The organism is Sphingobium cupriresistens LL01, assembly GCF_001046645.1.
In the GTDB taxonomy this organism is placed as follows: domain Bacteria; phylum Pseudomonadota; class Alphaproteobacteria; order Sphingomonadales; family Sphingomonadaceae; genus Sphingobium; species Sphingobium cupriresistens.
In genome coordinates this window covers 1,589,606-1,609,963 of sequence record NZ_KQ130434.1, presented here as the reverse complement: position 1 = coordinate 1,609,963, position 20,358 = coordinate 1,589,606, and the positions used below count along the sequence as shown (strand labels likewise).

The following is a 20,358-nucleotide window of genomic DNA, read 5'->3' as shown; positions in this document are numbered from 1 at the left end:
TCTTCCCCGTTTTTGCGTCCCCTGCGCCCGTCCTTAGCGAAGCTGCGCAAATATTTGGTTAAGCCGGTCTTTTTCCTGACCGGCTGCCGCTATGACACCCTTTGTAAATTGACGCTGCACCGCAGGCGGCGCACATCGGATAGGAACGAAAAGGGAATCGATCGCGCGTGACCATGAATGAGCAGCAAGAGGTCAACCGGCGCCGCGACCGGCTGCTCGCATCGATCGCGCTGACGTCGGGCATCGGCCTGATGCTGGCGCTGCCCTTCGCCTTGCGCGCGGGGGCGGAGTTTTTCCTGCCGCTGACCGCCGCGCTGGTGATCGCCATTGCGCTGGTGCCTTTGCTGGAGTGGATGGAACGGCGCGGGCTGCCTTCAGGGCTGGCGGCGCTGATCGCGATGATCGGCTTTCTGGTCGTTGCCAACACCGCGCTGGTGCTGATCGTGGTGCCTGCGACCGACTGGTTCCGCATCCTGCCCCAACGCCTGCCGCAGATTCAGGCGAACCTGGCCCCATTAATCGACTTTTACGCCAATCTTCAGCGCTTCGTGGACGAAACCGTGCGGATGATCGCGACCGGCCCGGTCGCGGCGGCGCAAACGGCGGCGGTCGATGCGCCGCGCTCGCTGCTCCAGTTCGCCGCCACATCGGCCCCGTCGGCGATCATCCAGATGGTGTTCGCGCTGCTCATCATCTATTTCTTTCTGGCTGGTTGGACCCGGCTGCGGCGGCGCACGATCAACAGCCGCGGCAGTTTCGACGGCGCCATGGCGGTGGCGCGGGTGATCCAGAATATGGTCGACGCGACGTCGGCCTATGTCATCACCATAGCGACCATCAACCTGTGTCTGGGCGGCGCTGTCGCCTTCGCACTATGGCTGATCGGGATGCCGTCTCCGCTGATGTGGGGCGGTATCGTCGCGCTATTGAACTTCATTCCCTATTTCGGGCCGATGCTGGCCGCGGTGCTGCTGGGGCTGGGCGGCCTTATGGTGTTCGACGACGTCTATGTCGCGTTGCTGCCGGCGGGCTTGCAGGTGGGCTTCCATCTGGTGGAGGCAAATGTCGTGACGCCGATGCTGCTGGGCCGGCGGCTGACGATGAACCCGCTGCTGATTCTCGTCTCGCTGGCCTTTTGGGGCTGGGTCTGGGGCACGCCCGGCGCATTGCTCGGCGTGCCGCTGCTGATCATCATCCAGACCGTCGTGCAGGCGGCGGGAACGCCCGATATCGCCGGTTTCCTGTTCGAGCAGGGGACGTTGACCGTGGCCCCGCGCAAAGAAAATGACGAGAAAGAGGAAAGTCCCGTTGCGGACGGTTGACAGCATCGCAGGACGCTCATAGACGGCGCTTCCACACCAAACGCGGGTGTAGCTCAGTTGGTTAGAGTGCCGGCCTGTCACGCCGGAGGTCGCGGGTTCGAGCCCCGTCACTCGCGCCACTTTCCCTGACAGGAAGGTGGAAATGGTGTTCCAGGCCGTATCGTCTGGTGATCGATAAGATCACGAAAAGATGCCACCCTGCGCGGGTGTAGCTCAGTTGGTTAGAGTGCCGGCCTGTCACGCCGGAGGTCGCGGGTTCGAGCCCCGTCACTCGCGCCACTCTCCTTGACCGGAGAGTGATTTCTCCCAGATTTGCATCATCTGGCGGCTTTCGGGCCGATAAGGATGCAGCGCCTTACGCGGGTGTAGCTCAGTTGGTTAGAGTGCCGGCCTGTCACGCCGGAGGTCGCGGGTTCGAGCCCCGTCACTCGCGCCACCGCTCAATATTATTGTTTTACGCGATTTCCGAGTCATCAGATGATGCCATCTGATTAGAAATCGCTCAGGACAAGCGGTGGGAAGAAGGTTCAGCGCCAGCGCCCGGTTTCCATCCAGGCGAGCAGCCGCCGGAGCGGCAATATCCAGATCCAGATGATCCCCAGCACGACATAGATGGGTGCCTGCACCCACATCGGCAAAGCGCCGATCAGGCCCGACAGGCTGCCTACCATGATAGCCCATGCAGCGATCAGTCCGACGATCGCGAACATGCCCACCGGCTTGCGCCAGCTCGGCTGGTGGTAATGGCGCGGATCGATGCTCACAATTCCGGTCCTTCGATCAGTTCGACTTCGGTCATGATGATGTCGAGCGGCAAATCCCAGGGATCGGCGGGCACGGCGTCGATCTCCTGCGCGGACCAGGCGATGCCGACGCGCAGCGCATCAGGAAAACGGGCGAAGGCGCGGTCATAATAGCCGCCGCCCTGGCCAAGACGATTCATCGCCCGGTCGAATCCGACCAGCGGCGCAATGATGACGTCGGGCGTCACTGGTCCGACACCCGGTTCGGGATGGCTGGTGCGGAACAGACCGGGGACCAATTGATCTTCGGGCTGCCAGGCCAGGAAATCCATGCTGCCCAACCGATCGAGCACGCGCGGCAGCGCCACGGTCTTGCCCAGCGCCTGCAACTGCGCCGCCATGCGTTGGGCCGGCGCCTCGTCATCCACCGCCATATAGAGCGCGACGACCTGCGCATCGGCGATCCGGCGCGCGAGCGGTGAGGGAACCGCCTTGAACGCCAGTCGATGCGCCAGCGGATCGAGCGTAGCGACGAAATTGGATCGCCTCTGCCGCGCAATGCCGCGCAGGCTGGTCTTGTCGGAAAGTTCGCCGTTCATCGAACGCCTGCCAAATTCAAGTTTGTGCTCCCGCGCAGGCGGGAGTCCAGTCCCGCGGTTTGAACTGGGCTCCCGCCTGCGCGGGAGCACGCCGCTCTATGATGAAAAGGGTGACGGGACCACCTTGGCCGTGTGCTGGAATATCCTCTGACGCCTCAACGTCAGGTGGGGACCATGTAGAACGGGCCTGAACCCGCCCAGGGACAGCCCCCTTGGATGTGATTATCGCCTCAGGGATGTTCGCTAAAGCTCGTACCAGGCAGAACCCGTCGCCGCCAATCTAGGCTTTCGCGGTCCGGGCGGCAAGTCGTTCGCGCAGCTTTTCTATACGGCCGGCCAGCGCCTCGATCGCACGGGCGCTCGCTTCGTCGTCGCCGTCCAGCGGCAGGCTCGTCTGCCGCCCTGCGACTTCGCGTTTCAGGTCGTTCAGTTCGTCCGCAAGGAACAGTGCGGCGAACAGCAAAGTGCGCACCTCCGTCAGGCCCGGCGTGCTCTGCTGCGCGACGCGGGCCTTGTCCTCGATCAGCGTCGCGAGATGGCCCAGATGCGCCTCTTCCCCGTCACGGCAGCGGATCGCATAATGGCGTCCGGCGATCACCAGCGTCGTTTCAGCCATGGGCATGCCCTTTCAGCGTAGCGATCAGGTCGTCGAGGGATCGCAGTGCGACGCGCGCGGCGCCCTGATCCAAAGCGGGGAAGGGGCTGGCCGGGGCGGCATCCGCCAAACCCGCCACATCCTGTTCAAGCCGGCTCACAGCACGCTCCAACGTGCCGATCGCCTGCATCATGCGGTCGCTTGCCATCATCCATGCATAGCGAAAGTCGGGGCCATGCAAAAGCAGTCTTTCTGGCCGATTACAGCGGGCTTCTCATGATTCGTGCCGCCGCTGCGGTTGACGCATGGGGCTTGACGCGACAAAGGGGGCGCGATCTCGACTCGCCTGCACGTTCGCGGGCGCCGTCCTTATGCTTGCTTCAGAAAGACGCCTGTTCGCCATGACCGTTTCCGACAAGTCGCTCGCCAACGCCATTCGGGCGCTGTCCATGGACGCCGTGCAGGCCGCCAATAGCGGTCATCCGGGGATGCCGATGGGCATGGCGGATGTGGCGACGGTGCTGTTCGGCGACTTTTTGAAATTCGATCCGACCCAGCCCAAATGGGCCGACCGCGACCGCTTCGTCCTGTCTGCGGGCCATGGCTCGATGCTGATCTATTCATTGTTGCACCTCACCGGCTATGCGCGTCCGACGATGGAGGACATCGCCAGCTTCCGCCAACTGCACAGCCCCTGCGCCGGCCATCCTGAGAATTTCGAGCTGGCGGGCGTCGAAGCGACGACCGGTCCGCTGGGGTCGGGCCTGGCCACCGCCGTCGGCATGGCGATTGCCGAACGCCATCTGAACGCCCAGTTCGGCGACGATCTGGTCGATCACCGCACCTGGGTGATCGCGGGCGACGGCTGTCTGATGGAAGGCGTCAACCATGAGGCGATCGGCTTGGCTGGTCACCTGAACCTGGGCCGCCTGATCGTCCTGTGGGACGACAACAAGATCACCATCGACGGCGCCGTCGATCTGTCGAGCAGCGAGGATGTGCTGGCGCGTTACGCCGCCACCGGCTGGCATGTCGTGTCATGCGACGGCCATGACGTCGCCGACGTACGCCGCGCGCTGGCCGAAGCGGTCGCCGACAGCCGCCCATCGATCGTCGCGTGCGCCACCAAGATCGGCTATGGCGCGCCGAACAAGGCCGGCACTTCGGGCGTGCACGGCTCGGCGCTCGGCACCGACGAAGTCGCTGCCGCTCGTGAGTTCCTCGACTGGACTGCCGAACCCTTCGTCATCCCGGCCGACATCGCCGACGCCTGGAAGGCGATTGGCGCCAAGGGCCGAGATGTTCGCGCTGCGTGGGAAGGCCGCCTTGCAAGTGACGAGAAGACTGCGGAATTCACCCGCCGCATGGCTGGTGACCTGCCCGCCGACTTCTCGCTCGAAGCCTATATCGACACGCTGATCGCCAATCCGCAGAAGGTCGCGACCCGCAAGGCGAGCGAACTGGCGCTGGGCGCCATCAATGATCTCTTGCCCGAAACGCTGGGCGGCTCGGCCGATCTTACCGGCTCCAACAACACAAAGACCAAATCGACCGGTCCGCTGACGAAGGACGATTATAGCGGCCGTTACGTCTATTATGGCATCCGCGAATTCGGCATGGCCTGCGCGATGAACGGCATGGCGCTGCATGGCGGCGTGATCCCCTATGGCGGCACGTTCCTGGTCTTTTCCGACTATATGCGTGGCGGCATCCGCCTGGCTGCGCTCCAGCAGCAGCGCGTCATCCATGTTCTGACCCATGACAGCATCGGCCTTGGCGAAGATGGGCCGACCCATCAGCCGATCGAGCATGTCATGTCGATGCGGATGATCCCGAACCTGGACGTCTATCGCCCGGCCGACATCGTCGAGACGGCGGAATGTTGGGAACTGGCATTGAAGGATGCGACCGGCCCGTCGGTGCTGGCGCTGACCCGCCAGAACCTGCCGCAGTTGCGCACCGAAAAATCCGAAAATTTGTCGGCCAGGGGCGGTTATCGTCTGCGCTCCGCTGGCGCCGAGCGCAAGGTTGTGCTGATCGCCACGGGTTCCGAGGTCGAGATTGCCGTCGATACCGCCAAGATGCTGGAAGAACAGGGCATTGGCGCGGACGTCGTGTCGATGCCCAGCTGGGCGCATTTCGAGGCGCAGCCCAAATCCTACAAGGACGACCTGTTGCCGCATCATGTGCTGCGCGTGTCGATCGAGGCGGGAACGACCTTTGGCTGGGAACGCCATACCGGCATTGCGGGCCTGCGCTTTGGCATCGACAGCTTCGGCGCGTCGGCCCCGGCGGAAGCGCTCTACGATCATTTCGGCCTGACCGCCGCAAAGATCGCACCACAGATCGTGGCCGCGCTCAATAATAATTAACCGAACAACAACACCTTAAGGAGGCTAGTGCAGTGGCAACGAAGGTAGCAATTAACGGTTTCGGACGTATCGGCCGCCTGGTGGCGCGCGCCATCCTCTCGCGCACCGACCATGACCTTGAACTGGTCAGCATCAACGACCTGGGCGACGTCAAGTCCAACGCCCTGCTGTTCAAGCGCGACTCCGTGCATGGCAACTGGAAGGGTGACGTCAGCGTCGACGGCGATTTCCTGGTCGTGGACGGCAAGAAGATCAAGGTGACCGCAGAGCGCGATCCGGCCAACCTGCCGCATGCCGCCCTGGGCGTCGAAATCGCGCTGGAATGCACCGGCATCTTCACCACAAAGGACAAGGCGAGCGCGCATCTGACCGCCGGCGCCAAGCGGGTCATCATTTCCGCGCCCGGCACCAATGTCGACCGCACCGTCGTGTTCGGCGTCAACCATGACGCGCTGACCGCCGACGACATCGTCATTTCCAACGCCAGCTGCACCACCAACTGTCTGGCTCCGCTCGCCAAGGTGCTGAACGATGCGATCGGCATCGAAAGCGGCTTCATGACGACCATCCACAGCTACACCAACGACCAGAATACGCTGGACCAGTTGCACAGCGATATGCGCCGCGCCCGCGCGGCCGCCCTCTCGCAGATCCCGACCTCGACCGGCGCCGCCCGCGCGGTGGGTGAGGTTCTCCCCGAACTGAAGGGCAAGCTGGACGGGTCTTCGATTCGCGTGCCCACGCCCAACGTGTCGGTCGTTGACCTGAAGTTCATTCCGAGCCGCCCGACCACCAAGGACGAGGTCAACGCCTTGCTCAAGGCAGCGTCGGAAGACGGTCCGCTCAAAGGCGTGCTGGGCTATTCGGACGAGCCTTTGGTGTCGATCGACTATAATGGCGATCCGCGCAGTTCGACCGTCGACAGCCTAGAGACCGCCGTGGTCGACGGCAAGCTGGTCCGCGTGCTGAGCTGGTATGACAATGAATGGGGCTTCTCCAACCGCATGATCGACACCACCGGCGTGGTGGCGAGCTTCCTGTAAGGGACATTGGGGGACAGGGCGACCTGTCCCCCTTCTCATTGGAAAAGCAGCAGGGAAAAGACATGACAAAGCCGTTCAAGACACTCGACGATATGGGCGACATCACGGGCAAGGCCGTGCTGGTGCGCGAAGATCTGAACGTGCCGATGCAGGACGGATCGGTCAGCGACGATACCCGGCTGCGCGCGGCGATGCCGACCGTTCTGGAACTGGCCGATCGCGGCGCGAAGGTGCTGATCCTCGCCCATTTCGGTCGCCCCAAGGGTCAGAAGAACCCCGAATTCTCCCTGTCGAAGATCACACGCCCGCTGAGTCAGGTTCTGGGCCGCGAGGTGCAGTTCATCCCGGATTGCCAGGGTGAAGCCGCGGTCGACGGCATCGCTGTGATGCGCCCCGGAGACATTGCGATCCTGGAAAACACCCGCTTCCATGCCGGCGAGGAAAAGAACGATCCGGCGTTGATCGAGGCAATGGCGGCGATTGCCGACCTGTATGTGAACGACGCCTTTTCCGCCGCGCATCGCGCCCATGCCTCGACCGAGGGGCTGGCGCACAAGCTGCCCGCCTTTGCCGGTCGGTCGATGGAAAAGGAATTGGACGCCTTGCAGGCCGCGCTCGGCACGCCGGTCAAGCCCGTTGCCGCCGTGGTCGGTGGCGCTAAAGTGTCGACCAAGCTCGACGTGCTCAATAATCTGGTGAAACAGGTCGATCACCTCATCATCGGCGGCGGCATGGCCAACACCTTCCTCCACGCCCGCGGCGTCGATGTCGGCAAGTCGCTGTGCGAGAAGGATCTGAGCGATACGGCCGAAGCGATTTTCGAGGCCGCCGAAGCCGCCGGTTGCACCATTCATCTGCCCTATGACGTGGTGGTGGCGAAGGAATTTGCTGCCAACCCGGCGTCCCTGCGCACCTGCAACGTCCATGAGGTCGCGGCGGACGAGATGATCCTGGACGTCGGCCCCGCCGCCGTCGAGGCGCTGGGCGATGCCCTCAAAAACTGCCGCACCCTGGTCTGGAACGGTCCGCTCGGCGCGTTCGAGATCGCGCCTTTCGACGCGGCGACCGTGGCGTTGGCCCGAACGGCGGCGGCGCTAACCAAGGAAGGCCAATTGACGTCGGTGGCCGGCGGTGGCGATACCGTCGCCGCGCTCAATCATGCGGGTGCAGCGGGCGACTTCACCTTCGTCTCGACCGCTGGCGGTGCTTTCCTGGAATGGATGGAAGGCAAGGAATTGCCGGGCGTCAAGGCGCTGACGACCTGATCCTGTAGCGGCCGGGGGTCAGCGCGCGATGCTGGCGCCCCGGTCGAACAGCAGGAAGGCCAGGGTAGCGACCCCGCCAATGGCCGCACCGGCCAGCGCGCTGGCGGTCCAGCCGCCCGCCTCATAGGTGACCGATCCGATCACCGACCCCAATGCCCCCACCAGGAACATGACGGTCACATAGGCCGCATTGATGCGCCCGCGCGCATGGGGATCGAGCGAGAAGATCAGCTTCTGCCCCGTGATCTGGCTCATCTGCACCGCGCCGTCGATCAGCACCGCCATGATGGTGAAGCCGATCAGGCTACCCGCCGCCACTGTCCAGTCGGCGAGCAGGAAACCGGCCGTCAGTCCGATCATGCCGATGAGCGAGGCGGGGCGGGTCAGGCGGCGATCGGCCATCCATCCCGCGATCGGCGCGACCAGCGCGCCGCCCGCGCCAGCCAGCGCAAAAGCGCCAATGCCGGCATGGCCGAGGTGAAATTCATGGATCAGCGCCAGCGGCGCGGCGGTCCAGAACAGGTTGAACGCCGCGAACATGGCGGCCTGATAAAAAGCGCGCATCCGCACGACGCGATGCTTGACCAGTTGATCGAAGGTCGACGCCAGCACGTCGCGATACCGCATCCCACCCTTGGGCTTGCGTTGTGGACAGGCGGCGAGCAGCGCCACGCCCACCATGGCCATTACGACTGCAGAGACGATGAAGGTGGCGCGCCAGCCGACCGACCCAGCCAGGAAATTGGCGATCGGGCGCGATAGCATGATGCCGAACAACAGTCCGCTCATCACCGTGCCGACCACGCGGCCCTGCTTTTCCGAGGCGGCCAGGTGCGAGGCGAGGGGAACCAACACCTGCGCGCCGGTGGCGCCGACGCCAGTCAGGACGGAGGCGACGAGGAAGCTGGTCGGACCGTTGGACAGGGCGATGGCGATGCAACCGAACATGGTGGCCGCAATCGAGGTCAGTACGATCCGCCGATTTTCGAATAGATCCGCCAGCGGCACGATCAGGAACAGGCCTGCGCCATAGCCTAGCTGGGTCAGCGTGGTTATCAGCCCTGCGACGCTGGGAGAAAGGCCGATTTCCGGCCCGATCACATCGATCAGCGTCTGAGCATAATAAAGGTTGGCGACGATGACTCCGCAGGCGACCGCCATCAGGAGGATCATGACTGGGGAGATGTCGACGGGGCTTTCGGCGGCGGTGCTGGTCATGCCTGCCCTATGGGTCGCAAGACGCAACCTTTCAACCCGCCGATCATGATTCATTATGGGGTTTTCCGCCGCGCGGGCGGGAGAGACACTCCCCGGAAGAAGCATGGCCACCGCCATTCTGCCTATGCGTCCGATCGTCATCACGAAACGAGTACCGCTCGGTCCCAGCGTCCTCGATAGCATCGGCGTGCGGAAACGCAGCTATAACAGGCTCTTCGCGTGGCGTTTACGGGCGATGCGCCTTGCGGTGCGGCATGGGACTGGCTACCAGCCGGAATACCGGCGATAACAACAGGAAGTCGCACCCGGCCGGCAGATGGTGGAGCGTCTGTCGTTAATCTATTTTCGTGCCGCCAGGGGGCGGCGCCCAAGGGAAGGTATGTGCAGATGCTGGATCAGGATATGAAGCAGAAGATCGCTACGGGTGAGGGCTTTATCGCCGCGCTCGACCAGAGCGGCGGATCGACGCCCAAGGCGCTCAAGGGCTATGGCGTGGAGGAAGACGCCTGGTCCAGCGAAGAGGAAATGTTCGGCCTGATCCACGCCATGCGCAGCCGCGTCATCACCTCTCCCGCCTTCACTGGCGACAAGGTGCTGGGCGCGATCTTGTTCGAGCGCACCATGGACGGCACCGTCGACGGCAAGCCGACCCCGCAGGCGTTGCTGGAGCGTGGCGTGGTGCCCTTCATCAAGATCGACAAGGGTCTGGAGGATGAGGCGAACGGCGTGCAGTTGATGAAGCCCAATCCCGATCTCGACATCCTGCTGCACCGGTCGAAGGCGCTGGGCGTGTTCGGCACCAAGGAACGCTCGGTCGTGAACCTCGCCAACCGCGAAGGTATCGCCGCCGTGGTCGCGCAGCAGTTCGAAGTCGGCCAGCAGGTTCTCGCCGCCGGTCTGATGCCGATCATCGAGCCGGAAGTGAACATCAAGTCGCCCGAACGCGCGGAAGCCGACCAGATATTGCTGGAGGAAATCCTCAAGAATCTCGATGCCTTGCCCGATGGCGTTCAGGTGATGTTGAAACTGTCGCTGCCCGCCAAGGCCGGCCTGTTCGACCCGCTGGTCGATCACCCCGCCGTGCTGCGCGTCGTGGCGCTGTCGGGTGGCTTCGCCCGTCCCGAAGCCTGTGTCGAACTGGCCAAGAATCGCGGCATCATCGCCAGCTTCAGCCGCGCGCTGCTCAACGATCTGCGTCACCAGATGAGCGATGACGAGTTCAACGCGTCGCTGGGCGAAGCGATTGACGAAATCCACGGCGCCTCGACCGCCAAGCAGCCGGTCGCGGCCTGAATTTGTGAAGGCCGGGCGGCGCATGTCCGCCCGGCCATTTCATTGATAGTCCAGAGCTTGTCGAGCTGTGTCGTGAGCGCCTTCCCTTGCAGGCAGTCGAAGGGGGCTTCGGCAGGTTCAGCCCGAACGGATGAAAGGCTGGACATTGCATTCCAGCATAGCGCCCTTGGCCTCGCCTCCTGAATGGCTATAAAGCGCCCATGACCGATTTCACCGATGAAGAGCTGGCGCTCGACCCACATTTCGCCGACCAGTTCGAACCGGGCTTCCGCCCCGCCTGCCAGCTTTACCTGATCTCCCCGCCGGCCATCGACGACGGCTTCCTCGATCAACTCGCCGCCGCGTTCGACGGCGGCAGCGTCGCGGCGTTTCAATTGCGGCTCAAGGGGATCGACGATCACGCCATCGCCGCGCTCGCCCCGCCGATCCAGGCGCTGTGCGCGGAGCGGGATGTCGCCTTCATCGTCAATGACAGCATCGGCCTCGCCAAGCGCCTCGGCGCAGACGGCGTCCATTTGGGGCAGGAGGATGGCGACCCGCGCGACGCACGCGAACAATTGGGGCCGAAGGTGCAGATCGGCGTGACCTGCCATGACAGCCGCCATCTGGCGATGGAAGCGGGCGAGGCGGGGGCCGACTATGTCGCGTTCGGCGCATTCTACCCTACCACTACCAAGGAAACGCTCCACCGCGCCGAGCCGTCGATCCTGGGATGGTGGACGACCCTGTTCGAACTGCCGTGCGTCGCGATCGGCGGCGTGACCGCGGAGAATGCCGCACCTTTGGTCGCCGCGGGCGCGGACTTTCTGGCGGTCAGCAGCGCGGTGTGGAACCACCCGGACGGTCCGAAGGCGGGCGTCGCCGCCTTTGCGCAAGTGCTGGCCAGCAAGCCGCCGCCGCCACGTTAAGCGGGGCGGTTTCGGCTGATCGCAGCTTTCCGCCTCTTCGCGCGTTCTCTCTTCGTCTGATCGGAGAGAATCGCCTTGAAAAACCATCTGTTGCTCGTCGCCCTGCTATGCAGCGCCTGCAATGTCAGCGTTACCGACGCCAATAGCAGCGCGCCTGCCGGCAATGCCGTCCAGCCCGCCAACGCGGCCAATGCCGCCGCTGCGGTCACGAGCGACGCCTACGCCTTCCAGGTCGTGCAGGAACAAAATCCCCAACAACCCAATCGCTTTCTCATGGCGCAGGTCGCGCTCGATCGCTGGGGTTTCTCGCCCGGCGTGCTCGACGGCAAAGATGGCATGAGCTTCAAGGCGGCGTTGCGCGGTTTCCAGGAGGCGCATGACCTGCCCATCACCGGCAGTTTCGATCAGAAGACCAGCGCCGCCCTGCTGGAAGGGGAGTCGCGACCGACGACCTATCTGGTGAAAATTCCAGACGATTTCGCGCGTGGCCCCTTTTTCGACGTCCCGCGCGGCGACCTCAATGAGCAGGCGAAGCTACCCGCGCTTACCTATCGCAATCTGCTGGAAAAAGTCGCCGAACGCTTCCACACCACGCCCGAAGCGTTGATCGCGCTCAATCCGCCCAATACGAAGGTCGGCGCTGGCACGACCATCCGCGTGCCTGCGATCGACAATCAGCCGGTCGCTATGATCGAGGGTGATGAGCGTGGTTGGGGCGAAACGCTCGCCAGTCTTGGCGTGGCCAAGGATCAGCCGCAGGCCGATCATCTGGTGGTCGACAAGTCCGAAGGGCTGCTCAAGGTCTATAACGCGGAAAACCGCCTGATCGCGCAATTTCCGGTGACGACGGGATCGCAGCATGACCCGTTGCCGCTGGGCGAATGGACGATCAAGGGCGTGAGCCGCAATCCCGATTTCCATTATAATCCCAAACTTTTCTGGGACGCCTCTTCAAAGGATGAGAAGGCGGTGCTGAAACCCGGCCCCAACGGCCCGGTCGGCGTGGTGTGGATCGACCTGTCGAAGGATCATTATGGCATCCACGGCACGCCCGAACCGCAGACGATCGGGCGTACCGAAAGCCATGGCTGCATCCGCCTGACCAACTGGGACGCGGCGCGTCTGGCCCAGATGGTCAAGAGCGGGATCAAGGCCAAGTTCCAGGCATGAGGCGGCCGCGACTGTGGGGCAGCATCGCTGTGGCGTTGCTGTTCTGCGTTGCTTTCGCGCATTTCTGCGTTCGGATCGTGCCGGCGGACGGGCCGTCCGTGCTCGCGCCTGTGCCCCGCGCCGCCAGGTCTGCGGACGCCGGCCCTTTGCTGATTCCCGTCGAGGGCGTGCCGGCGTCGGCCCTGGCCGACACCTTCACCCAGGCCCGCGCCCATGGCGCGCGGCCGCATGATGCGATCGACATCATGGCGGCGCGGGGCAGGGCGGTGCTGGCCGCCGCCGACGGCAGGGTCGAAAAAATCTTCTGGAGCCACGACGGCGGCCGCACCCTCTACCAGCGCTCGGCCGACGGGCGACTGCTCTATTATTACGCCCATCTCGACGGCTATGCGCCGGGCCTGCGCGAAGGGCAGGGGCTGCGCCGCGGCCAGCGCATCGCGATGGTGGGCAGCACGGGCAACGCCGATCCGAGCGCGCCGCATCTTCATTTCGCGGTCCATGCGATGACGCCCGGCGAACCCTGGTATGGCGGGCGCGCGATCAATCCCTATCCGCTGCTGGCGCGCCGCTGACCTGTCCTACAGACCGCCGAAATGCTATGACGGGCGTCTGCGCTCTTCCCATCGTCGGGTTTCTCCACGACTTGCCCCTGAAAAATTCGCCATGCGTCATATGCGAGAAGTTCCGGAACTTCCGGCCCCTTGCCCTTCGGCCCGTCCCGCTGTAAAGGCGCGCCCAGCCTCCAAGAGGCCGGCTCTTTTCCACCTTCAGACATATAGGCAGGCTCTTCCCATGGCGAAGATCAGCGGCGTGGACATTCGTCCCGGCAATAATATCGAATATGAGGGCGGCCTGTGGCGCGCCGTCAAGATCCAGCACACCCAGCCCGGCAAGGGCGGCGCCTATATGCAGGTCGAACTCAAGAACCTGATCGACGGCCGCAAGAACAATGTCCGTTTCCGCTCCGCCGAGAGCGTCGAGCGCATCCGCCTCGACACCAAGGATTTCCAGTATCTCTATGCCGAAGGCGACATGCTCGTCTTCATGGACAATGAGAATTACGAGCAGATCAACCTGCCCGCCGAACTACTCGGCGAAGCGGCCGACTTCCTGCAGGACGGCATGGAAGTGACGCTGGAAATGTACGAAGATCGTCCGATCAGCGTGCAGTTGCCCGACACGATCGAAGCGACCGTGGTCGAAGCCGACGCCGTGGTGAAGGGGCAGACCGCCTCCGCCAGCTACAAGCCCGCGATCCTCGACAATGGCGTGCGCGTCATGGTCCCGCCGCACATCGTCAGCGGCACCCGCATCGTCGTGGACGTCTATGCCCGCGAATATGTGAAGCGCGCCGACTGATGCCTATGGACCGCAGCACGGCATGGGCCGCTCGGTTGGCGCTTGGCCTCGCGATCGCCGTCATGCCGGCCGCGGTCCCCACCCAGGCTATGGCGCAGGCGCAAGCCGCGCCGACCAAGGCGCAACTCGACAGCGCGGCTTATGTGCTGCGCATCGTCACAAGCGCGCTCCAGTCGAACGAGGTCGAAGCGCCGGTCAAGAGTGCGCTGTTCGACTGCCTCTATTCCAATGCGGTCTCCAAGGTCAGCGAGGCGACGGACAAGGTCATCGCCGCCAATGCCGGCAAGGTCGACCGGAAAGACCCGTCGCAGATGCTGGCCGTGATCGCCGGCGTATGCGGCTATCGCCCCGCCGCCCCGGCCGCCAGGCCCGCCCCGAAGAAATAATCCAGCAGGCCGTCCCACCGGGGACGGCGGAGACATAATATGGTATCGCACTCCGGCCTTCTCACCGTCATGGAACGCGCCGCGCGCAAGGCGGGATCGAAGCTCCGCCGCGATTTCGGCGAAGTCGAACATCTTCAGGTGTCCCGCAAGGGCCCGGCGGACTTCGTGTCCAAGGCCGATCAGCAGGCGGAAAAGACGCTGGTCGAGGAATTGCAGAAGGCGCGCCCCGACTGGGGCTTCCTGCTGGAAGAAGGCGGCGTGATCGAGGGCGATCCGACCAAGCCGCGCTGGATCATCGATCCGTTGGACGGCACCACCAACTTCCTGCACGGCATCCCGCATTTCGCCATCTCGATCGCGGTCGAAGAGCCGCAATATGGCAGCGGCAAGCGCGAGATCACGACTGGCCTGATCTACCAGCCGGTCACTGACGAGAGCTATTGGGCGGAAAAGAGCCGCGGCGCCTGGCGCCACGACCAGCGCCTGCGAGTCTCGGCCCGCCGCGACCTGGCCGACTGCGTCATTGCCACCGGCATTCCTTTCATGGGCCATGGCGACATGGCGCAATGGACCCGCATCTACGGTGCGGTCGCGCCTTCGGTCGCGGGCATCCGCCGCTTCGGCGCGGCCTCGCTCGATCTCGCCCATGTCGCATCGGGCCGCTATGACGGCTATTGGGAAAGCGGCCTGCAGCCCTGGGATGTCGCCGCCGGCCTGCTGCTGGTGCGCGAAGCGGGCGGTTTCGCGAGCGATTTTCGCGGCGGCGACCAGTCGATCGAGCGCAAGGAAGTGATCGCCGGCAATGATGCGATCCACAGCAAATTGCACAAGCTGGTGGCTGGCGCGCTGCGCTAAAGCCCCGCTGGGCCAAGCGCTTCAAGCGCTTGGCCTTTTTGCGATTCATTCTCAGGGCGTTGGCCCCTTGCTTCGCATATGCAGCAGGCCTAAAGCGCCCCCAACAACCTTTTCGCCCAGGGGAATCCGTTGGTCGATCTTGCCCAATATTTGCCGATCCTGATCTTTCTTGGGGTCGCGTTGCTGCTTTCCGGCGCCTTCGTATTCCTGCCGATGCTGGTGGGCCGGCTGACCGGCGCACATAAGCCCGAACCGGCCAAGCTGTCCGAATATGAATGCGGCTTCCCCGCGTTCGAGGAGCCGCGCAGCCAGTTTGACGTGCGCTTCTATCTGGTCGCCATTCTCTTCATCATCTTCGATCTTGAAGCGGCGTTCCTGTTTCCGTGGGCGGTGAGCCTCGACCAGATCGGCTGGGCCGGCTGGGCGACCATGATGATTTTCATAGCGGAGCTGGTGCTCGGCCTCGTCTATGCGTGGAAGAAGGGAGCACTCGATTGGGAGTAGAACTCTACAACCCGGCGCCTGGCACCTTGCCGCCGCAGGGCACGCAGCCCGACCAGGATTTCTTCAATTCGCTCAACAGCGAAGTGAATGACAAGGGTTTCCTGGTCACCTCGACCGAAGACCTCTTCACATGGGCGCGCACCGGTTCGCTGTGGTGGATGACATTCGGCCTGGCCTGCTGCGCGGTCGAGATGATCCACGTCAACATGCCGCGCTACGACATGGAGCGTTTTGGCGTGGCGCCACGCGCGTCCCCGCGCCAGTCGGACGTGATGATCGTCGCGGGCACGCTGTGCAACAAGATGGCTCCGGCGTTGCGCAAGGTTTACGACCAGATGTCCAATCCGAAATATGTGATTTCAATGGGCAGCTGCGCGAACGGCGGCGGCTATTATCATTACAGCTATTCGGTAGTGCGTGGCTGCGACCGGATCGTACCGGTCGACATCTATGTGCCGGGTTGCCCGCCGACCGCCGAAGCCTTGCTGTATGGCGTGATGCAGTTGCAGCGGAAAATCCGCCGTATCGGGACGATTGAGCGCTAATATGGGACATTCCGCACCCAAGATCGCGACCATCGACGGGATCGCCGAGGAAATCGGCGTCCTGCTGGGATCGATGCTGATCGAAACTGTCGATCATGCCGACGAACTGACCTTCATCGTCGAGCGCGACGAGTTGGTGAACGCCATGGTCGCGCTGCGCGACATGGCGCAATATCAGCAACTGATGGAAATCGCCGGCGTAGACTATCCCGATCGTCCGGAGCGGTTCGAGGTCGCCTATCATTTGCTAAGCGTCACGCGGAACCATCGTATCCGCGTAAAGGTATCAACCGACGAAGACAGGCCGGTGCCCACCGTCACGCATCTCTGGCCGGTCGCCGGCTGGTTGGAGCGCGAAGTGTTCGACATGTATGGCGTCGTGTTCGACGGCAATACCGATCTGCGCCGCATCTTGACCGACTATGGCTTCAAGGGGCATCCGCAGCGTAAGGACTTCCCGCTGACCGGCTATGTCGAACTGCGCTATTCCGAAGAGGATAAACGAGTCGTCTATGAGCCTGTGAAACTGGCGCAGGACTTCCGCAGCTTCGACTTCATGAGCCCATGGGAAGGCGCGCAATATGTGCTGCCGGGCGACGAAAAGGCCGTAGCGCCGGCTGCGCCTGCTGCCGCGCCGACGCCGAAGGTGACCGAGAAGAAGGCCGATACCGGCGCTGGCGAGGCTGCCAATCAGGCGGCAAAAGCGAAGTCCGACGACGCGCCGACTAAGCCCGCTGCCACGGCCGACGAAGGTAAAGGCGCCGCCAAGCCGGAGGATAAAGCCTGATGGCCGACTATCTCGACGAACTGGAACATCGCACGGACGCGGCAGATCCGTCTTATGGCGATACGGAAATCCAGAACTACACGATCAATTTCGGCCCGCAGCATCCTGCGGCGCATGGCGTGCTCCGTCTGGTCATGGAACTGGACGGAGAAATCGTCGAGCGTTGCGACCCGCATGTCGGTCTGCTGCACCGCGGCACCGAAAAGCTGATCGAATATAAAACCTATATGCAGGCGCTGCCCTATTTCGACCGGCTGGACTATTGTTCGCCGCTCGGCATGGAGCATAGCTATGTTCTGGCGGTCGAGAAGCTGCTGAACCTGGAAGTGCCGCTGCGCGCGCAATATTTGCGCGTGTTCTTCGCGGAACTGACCCGCATCTGCAATCATATGCTGAACCTGGGCAGCCATGTGATGGATGTTGGCGCGATGACGCCGAACCTGTGGCTGTTCGAAATCCGCGAGGATTGCCTTAACTTTTTCGAGCGCGCGTCGGGCGCGCGGATGCACAGCGCCTATTTCCGTCCGGGGGGCGTGCATCAGGACGTGCCCTTGAAGTTGCTGACGGACATCGCCGACTGGCTCGACGGTCGTCTGCCGCGCCTGTTCGAGGATGCGATCAGCCTGGTGGCCGACAACCGCATCTTCAAGCAGCGCAATGTCGACATCGCGATCGTATCCAAAGAAGACGCGCTGAAATGGGGCTTTTCCGGTCCCATGATCCGTGGCTCCGGTATTCCCTGGGATATCCGCAAGTCGCAGCCTTATGACGTGTACGACCGGATGGAATTCGACGTGCCTGTTGGCACGCAGTTCGACTGCTATGACCGGTTCATGGTCCGCGTCGAGGAAGTCCGCCAGTCTGCGCGCATTATGAAACAGTGCCTGAACGAAATGCCCGAAGGGCCGATCGCCAGCTTCGACCGCAAGGTGGTGCCGCCCAAGCGCGGCGAGATGAAGCGATCGATGGAAGCGCTGATCCATCATTTCAAGCTCTATACCGAGGGTTTCCACGTCCCCGCAGGCGAGGTCTATGTGGCGACCGAAAGCCCCAAGGGGGAATTCGGCGTCTACCTGGTCGCCGACGGGTCCAACAAGCCCTACCGTTGCAAGATCCGCCCGACCGCTTTCTCGCACCTGCAAGCTATGGACTTCATGATGAAGGGCCACATGCTCGCCGATACAACCGCTGTACTGGGCGCGATGGACATCGTGTTCGGAGAATGTGACCGATAATGGCTGACGCAGTTCATATCCCCGATGAAGCGGAAACCCGCGCGCGCTGGGGCGCGTTCGAGTGGACCGCCGAAAATGCCGAGCAGGCCAAGACTGTCATCGCCCGTTATCCCGCCGGTCGTCAGCAGTCGGCGGTGATGCCGCTGCTCGACCTGGCACAGCGTCAGGTCGCTGCGGAAACGCAAACCAATGGCTGGCTGCCTGTGCCGGTGATGGAATATATCGGGCGTCAGCTCGATATGCCGTATATGCGCGTCTATGAGGTCGCGACCTTCTACACTATGTACAACCTCGCGCCGGTCGGTCGCTATCATGTGCAGGTGTGCGGCACGACGCCCTGCATGTTGCGCGGGTCGGACGATGTCTTTTCGGCGTGCAAGAACAAGGGCCTGGTCAAGGGGGGCACGACCCCCGATGGCTTGTTCACCCTGACCGAAGTCGAATGTCTTGGCGCCTGCGCCAACGCGCCGATGGTCCAGATCAACGACGATAATTATGAAGACCTGACCTATGACAGCATGAGCGCGATCCTGGAGACGCTGGCCTCTGGCGGCCAGCCCAAGATCGGCCCGCAGATCGACCGTCAGACCAGCGCGCCCGAAGGCGGCCCGACGACGCTTAAAGAGATGGTCACCGACAATCACGACTATCGGGGTGACTGGGCGTGAGCGCATTGATCGCCATCATCCTCGGCATCATCGTGTTCGTGATCGCGCTCAAGATCATCGGCGCGGTGCTGGGCCTGGTCATCGGGCTGACGCTGGCTGTGTTCGCCTATTTCGTGGCTGAAAAACTGATCGGAAAGGGCCGGTAATGGCCGACGACACCGCACCTCCCGCGCCGCCTCCCTTCGTGGGGCCACTGTCCGACAAGGACCGCATCTTCACCAACGTCCATGGCTTCCAAGATTGGGGCATCGACGCGGCGATCAAACGCGGCGATTGGGACAATACCAAGAAGCTGATGGAAATCGGCCAGGACGCGATCATCGACATCGTCAAGGCGTCGAACCTGCGCGGCCGTGGCGGCGCCGGCTTCCCGACCGGCATGAAGTGGAGCTTCATGCCCAAGGAAAGCAAGGATGGCCGTCCGAGTTTCCTGGTCATCAACGCCGACGAATCCGAGCCGGGATCGTGCAAGGACCGCGAAATCATCCGCCACGATCCGCACAAGCTGATCGAAGGCGCGCTGATCGCCGGTTTCGCGATGCGGGCGCGGGCCGCCTATATCTACATCCGTGGCGAATTTATCTATGAGGCGAAGGTGCTCTTCGCCGCCGTGGAGCAGGCCTATGCCAAGGGCTTTATCGGCAAGAATGCCTGCGGGTCGGGCTATGATTTCGACGTCTTTGTCCATCGCGGCGCGGGCGCCTATATCTGCGGCGAGGAAACCGCGCAGATCGAAAGCATCGAGGGCAAGAAGGGCCAGCCCCGCCTGAAGCCGCCTTTCCCGGCGGGCGCGGGCCTTTACGGTTGTCCGACCACGGTGAACAATGTCGAGAGCATCGCGGTCAGCCCGACGATTCTGCGCCGCGGCGCGGCATGGTTCAACAGCTTCGGGCGCGAAGGCAATCGCGGCACCAAGCTGTTCCAGATCAGCGGCCATGTGAACAAACCGTGCGTGGTCGAGGAAAGCATGTCGATCCCGTTCCGCGAACTGATCGACCGCCACTGCGGCGGCATCCGGGGTGGGTGGGACAATCTGCTGGCGGTGATCCCCGGTGGCTCGTCGGTCCCCCTGGTCCCGGCGCGCGAAATCATGGACGCGCCGATGGATTTCGACGGGTTGAAGGCGCTGGGTTCCGGCCTTGGCACCGCAGCGGTCATCGTGATGGACAAGTCCACCGACATTGTTCGCGCCATTTCGCGGCTGTCCTATTTCTACAAGCATGAGTCCTGTGGCCAATGCACGCCATGCCGCGAAGGCACTGGCTGGATGTGGCGGGTGATGGAGCGGCTGCGCACCGGCGACGCCGACCTGTCCGAAATCGACATGCTGCACCAGGTGACCAAGCAGGTCGAAGGCCACACCATTTGCGCGCTGGGCGACGCGGCGGCATGGCCGATCCAGGGACTCATCAAGCATTTCCGCCCGGAAATCGAGCGCCGCATCAATGAAAACAAGGGTAGCGCCCCCGTCATGGAGGCAGCGGAGTAATC

23 protein-coding genes and 3 tRNA genes are annotated in these 20,358 nt (G+C 63.2%); 21 read left to right on the top strand and 5 right to left on the bottom strand.

Translation table 11 applies throughout. From position 1 onward, the window contains the following. The first annotated feature begins 167 nt into the window (after positions 1-167). The 4 genes from V473_RS07865 (at position 168) to V473_RS07850 (ending at position 1,758) form a co-directional block, all read left to right on the top strand. Positions 168-1,322, top strand: a complete 1,155-nt coding sequence (locus V473_RS07865; RefSeq protein WP_066602308.1) for an AI-2E family transporter — start codon at positions 168-170, stop codon at positions 1,320-1,322. A 42-nt stretch (positions 1,323-1,364) separates the two neighbouring features. Further along, a tRNA-Asp gene (locus tag V473_RS07860) sits at positions 1,365-1,441 on the top strand. Between the two features lie 83 nt (positions 1,442-1,524). Further along, positions 1,525-1,601: transfer RNA gene (locus V473_RS07855), tRNA-Asp, on the top strand. Positions 1,602-1,681: 80 nt separating this feature from the next. Then, positions 1,682-1,758 (top strand) — tRNA-Asp (locus V473_RS07850). Between the two features lie 91 nt (positions 1,759-1,849). On the opposite strand, the gene V473_RS07845 is transcribed toward V473_RS07850, so the two are convergent. The 4 genes from V473_RS07845 to V473_RS07830 form a co-directional block, all read right to left on the bottom strand. Continuing rightward, on the bottom strand, positions 1,850-2,086 hold the full coding sequence (locus tag V473_RS07845; protein WP_066602305.1) for a DUF2842 domain-containing protein: 237 nt from the start codon (positions 2,084-2,086) through the stop codon (positions 1,850-1,852). Beyond that, positions 2,083-2,664, bottom strand: coding sequence for a 5-formyltetrahydrofolate cyclo-ligase (locus tag V473_RS07840; protein ID WP_066602302.1), 582 nt, complete (start codon positions 2,662-2,664; stop codon positions 2,083-2,085). Before V473_RS07840 ends, V473_RS07845 begins: the two co-directional genes overlap by 4 nt. 280 nt (positions 2,665-2,944) lie before the next feature. After that, on the bottom strand, positions 2,945-3,280 hold the full coding sequence (locus V473_RS07835; protein ID WP_066605304.1) for a cell division protein ZapA: 336 nt from the start codon (positions 3,278-3,280) through the stop codon (positions 2,945-2,947). Continuing rightward, complete coding sequence (locus V473_RS07830) at positions 3,273-3,452, bottom strand: hypothetical protein (RefSeq protein ID WP_066605308.1); 180 nt, start codon at positions 3,450-3,452, stop codon at positions 3,273-3,275. Before V473_RS07830 ends, V473_RS07835 begins: the two co-directional genes overlap by 8 nt. A 208-nt stretch (positions 3,453-3,660) precedes the next feature. Between V473_RS07830 and tkt the strand changes: the two genes are divergently transcribed. The 3 genes from tkt (at position 3,661) to V473_RS07815 (ending at position 7,939) form a co-directional block, all read left to right on the top strand. After that, on the top strand, positions 3,661-5,631 hold the full coding sequence (gene tkt / locus V473_RS07825) for a transketolase (protein ID WP_066602299.1): 1,971 nt from the start codon (positions 3,661-3,663) through the stop codon (positions 5,629-5,631). A gap of 32 nt (positions 5,632-5,663) precedes the next feature. Continuing rightward, a complete protein-coding gene (gap, locus tag V473_RS07820; RefSeq protein WP_066602296.1) occupies positions 5,664-6,674 on the top strand; it encodes a type I glyceraldehyde-3-phosphate dehydrogenase in 1,011 nt (336 codons plus the stop codon). 62 nt (positions 6,675-6,736) lie between these two features. Next, positions 6,737-7,939 carry a phosphoglycerate kinase gene (locus V473_RS07815; protein WP_066605300.1) on the top strand — a complete coding sequence of 401 codons (1,203 nt, stop codon included), beginning with the start codon at positions 6,737-6,739 and terminating at the stop codon, positions 7,937-7,939. An 18-nt stretch (positions 7,940-7,957) separates the two neighbouring features. Here V473_RS07815 and V473_RS07810 read toward each other — a convergent pair whose 3' ends face one another. Next, the gene (locus V473_RS07810; protein ID WP_066602294.1) at positions 7,958-9,157 is read right to left on the bottom strand and encodes an MFS transporter; all 1,200 of its coding nucleotides are present in this window, start codon (positions 9,155-9,157) and stop codon (positions 7,958-7,960) included. Positions 9,158-9,544: 387 nt separating this feature from the next. Here V473_RS07810 and V473_RS07805 point away from each other — a divergent pair, with 387 nt between their 5' ends. From V473_RS07805 to nuoF, 14 genes are all read left to right on the top strand, one after another. After that, entirely contained in the window at positions 9,545-10,450 is a 906-nt protein-coding gene (locus V473_RS07805; protein WP_066605298.1) for a fructose bisphosphate aldolase, read from the top strand. Between the two features lie 200 nt (positions 10,451-10,650). Further along, the gene (thiE, locus tag V473_RS07800) at positions 10,651-11,358 is read left to right on the top strand and encodes a thiamine phosphate synthase (RefSeq protein ID WP_066602289.1); all 708 of its coding nucleotides are present in this window, start codon (positions 10,651-10,653) and stop codon (positions 11,356-11,358) included. 75 nt (positions 11,359-11,433) lie between these two features. After that, entirely contained in the window at positions 11,434-12,528 is a 1,095-nt protein-coding gene (locus V473_RS07795; RefSeq protein WP_066602286.1) for a L,D-transpeptidase family protein, read from the top strand. Next, positions 12,525-13,100, top strand: a complete 576-nt coding sequence (locus tag V473_RS07790; protein WP_066602284.1) for a M23 family metallopeptidase — start codon at positions 12,525-12,527, stop codon at positions 13,098-13,100. The genes V473_RS07795 and V473_RS07790 overlap by 4 nt, the downstream gene beginning before the upstream one ends. A 220-nt stretch (positions 13,101-13,320) precedes the next feature. Further along, on the top strand, positions 13,321-13,887 hold the full coding sequence (efp, locus tag V473_RS07785) for an elongation factor P (protein WP_066602282.1): 567 nt from the start codon (positions 13,321-13,323) through the stop codon (positions 13,885-13,887). Next, entirely contained in the window at positions 13,887-14,273 is a 387-nt protein-coding gene (locus V473_RS07780) for a hypothetical protein (protein WP_066602280.1), read from the top strand. The genes efp and V473_RS07780 overlap by 1 nt, the downstream gene beginning before the upstream one ends. A gap of 39 nt (positions 14,274-14,312) precedes the next feature. Continuing rightward, a complete protein-coding gene (locus V473_RS07775) occupies positions 14,313-15,128 on the top strand; it encodes an inositol monophosphatase family protein (RefSeq protein WP_066602277.1) in 816 nt (271 codons plus the stop codon). A 129-nt stretch (positions 15,129-15,257) separates the two neighbouring features. Further along, entirely contained in the window at positions 15,258-15,632 is a 375-nt protein-coding gene (locus tag V473_RS07770; RefSeq protein WP_066602274.1) for an NADH-quinone oxidoreductase subunit A, read from the top strand. Next, positions 15,623-16,177 carry a NuoB/complex I 20 kDa subunit family protein gene (locus V473_RS07765; protein WP_066602268.1) on the top strand — a complete coding sequence of 185 codons (555 nt, stop codon included), beginning with the start codon at positions 15,623-15,625 and terminating at the stop codon, positions 16,175-16,177. The genes V473_RS07770 and V473_RS07765 overlap by 10 nt, the downstream gene beginning before the upstream one ends. Position 16,178: 1 nt before the next feature. After that, on the top strand, positions 16,179-16,964 hold the full coding sequence (locus tag V473_RS07760; RefSeq protein WP_066602264.1) for an NADH-quinone oxidoreductase subunit C: 786 nt from the start codon (positions 16,179-16,181) through the stop codon (positions 16,962-16,964). Beyond that, the gene (locus V473_RS07755; RefSeq protein ID WP_066602262.1) at positions 16,964-18,199 is read left to right on the top strand and encodes an NADH-quinone oxidoreductase subunit D; all 1,236 of its coding nucleotides are present in this window, start codon (positions 16,964-16,966) and stop codon (positions 18,197-18,199) included. The genes V473_RS07760 and V473_RS07755 overlap by 1 nt, the downstream gene beginning before the upstream one ends. Next, positions 18,199-18,867, top strand: a complete 669-nt coding sequence (locus tag V473_RS07750) for a complex I 24 kDa subunit family protein (RefSeq protein WP_066602259.1) — start codon at positions 18,199-18,201, stop codon at positions 18,865-18,867. The genes V473_RS07755 and V473_RS07750 overlap by 1 nt, the downstream gene beginning before the upstream one ends. After that, positions 18,864-19,013, top strand: coding sequence for a hypothetical protein (locus V473_RS24045; protein ID WP_165363581.1), 150 nt, complete (start codon positions 18,864-18,866; stop codon positions 19,011-19,013). The genes V473_RS07750 and V473_RS24045 overlap by 4 nt, the downstream gene beginning before the upstream one ends. Further along, positions 19,013-20,356: an NADH-quinone oxidoreductase subunit NuoF gene (gene nuoF / locus V473_RS07745; RefSeq protein ID WP_066602257.1), complete on the top strand. Its 1,344-nt coding sequence runs from the start codon at positions 19,013-19,015 to the stop codon at positions 20,354-20,356. The genes V473_RS24045 and nuoF overlap by 1 nt, the downstream gene beginning before the upstream one ends. Positions 20,357-20,358: the final 2 nt, after the last annotated feature.

What these genes read in the sequence shown, in the direction of transcription:
- efp (WP_066602282.1), top strand. Translation starts at nt 13,321, where the DNA reads ATGGCGAAGATCAGCGGCGTGGACATTCGTCCCGGCAATAATATCGAA.
- V473_RS07790 (WP_066602284.1), top strand. Translation starts at nt 12,525, where the DNA reads ATGAGGCGGCCGCGACTGTGGGGCAGCATCGCTGTGGCGTTGCTGTTC.
- V473_RS07775 (WP_066602277.1), top strand. Translation starts at nt 14,313, where the DNA reads ATGGTATCGCACTCCGGCCTTCTCACCGTCATGGAACGCGCCGCGCGC.
- V473_RS07830 (WP_066605308.1), bottom strand. Translation starts at nt 3,452, where the DNA reads ATGATGCAGGCGATCGGCACGTTGGAGCGTGCTGTGAGCCGGCTTGAA.
- V473_RS07780 (WP_066602280.1), top strand. Translation starts at nt 13,887, where the DNA reads ATGCCTATGGACCGCAGCACGGCATGGGCCGCTCGGTTGGCGCTTGGC.
- V473_RS07840 (WP_066602302.1), bottom strand. Translation starts at nt 2,664, where the DNA reads ATGAACGGCGAACTTTCCGACAAGACCAGCCTGCGCGGCATTGCGCGG.
- V473_RS07750 (WP_066602259.1), top strand. Translation starts at nt 18,199, where the DNA reads ATGGCTGACGCAGTTCATATCCCCGATGAAGCGGAAACCCGCGCGCGC.
- V473_RS07815 (WP_066605300.1), top strand. Translation starts at nt 6,737, where the DNA reads ATGACAAAGCCGTTCAAGACACTCGACGATATGGGCGACATCACGGGC.
- nuoF (WP_066602257.1), top strand. Translation starts at nt 19,013, where the DNA reads ATGGCCGACGACACCGCACCTCCCGCGCCGCCTCCCTTCGTGGGGCCA.
- V473_RS07805 (WP_066605298.1), top strand. Translation starts at nt 9,545, where the DNA reads ATGCTGGATCAGGATATGAAGCAGAAGATCGCTACGGGTGAGGGCTTT.
- V473_RS07755 (WP_066602262.1), top strand. Translation starts at nt 16,964, where the DNA reads ATGGCCGACTATCTCGACGAACTGGAACATCGCACGGACGCGGCAGAT.
- thiE (WP_066602289.1), top strand. Translation starts at nt 10,651, where the DNA reads ATGACCGATTTCACCGATGAAGAGCTGGCGCTCGACCCACATTTCGCC.
- V473_RS07810 (WP_066602294.1), bottom strand. Translation starts at nt 9,157, where the DNA reads ATGACCAGCACCGCCGCCGAAAGCCCCGTCGACATCTCCCCAGTCATG.
- V473_RS07760 (WP_066602264.1), top strand. Translation starts at nt 16,179, where the DNA reads ATGGGACATTCCGCACCCAAGATCGCGACCATCGACGGGATCGCCGAG.
- V473_RS07835 (WP_066605304.1), bottom strand. Translation starts at nt 3,280, where the DNA reads ATGGCTGAAACGACGCTGGTGATCGCCGGACGCCATTATGCGATCCGC.
- tkt (WP_066602299.1), top strand. Translation starts at nt 3,661, where the DNA reads ATGACCGTTTCCGACAAGTCGCTCGCCAACGCCATTCGGGCGCTGTCC.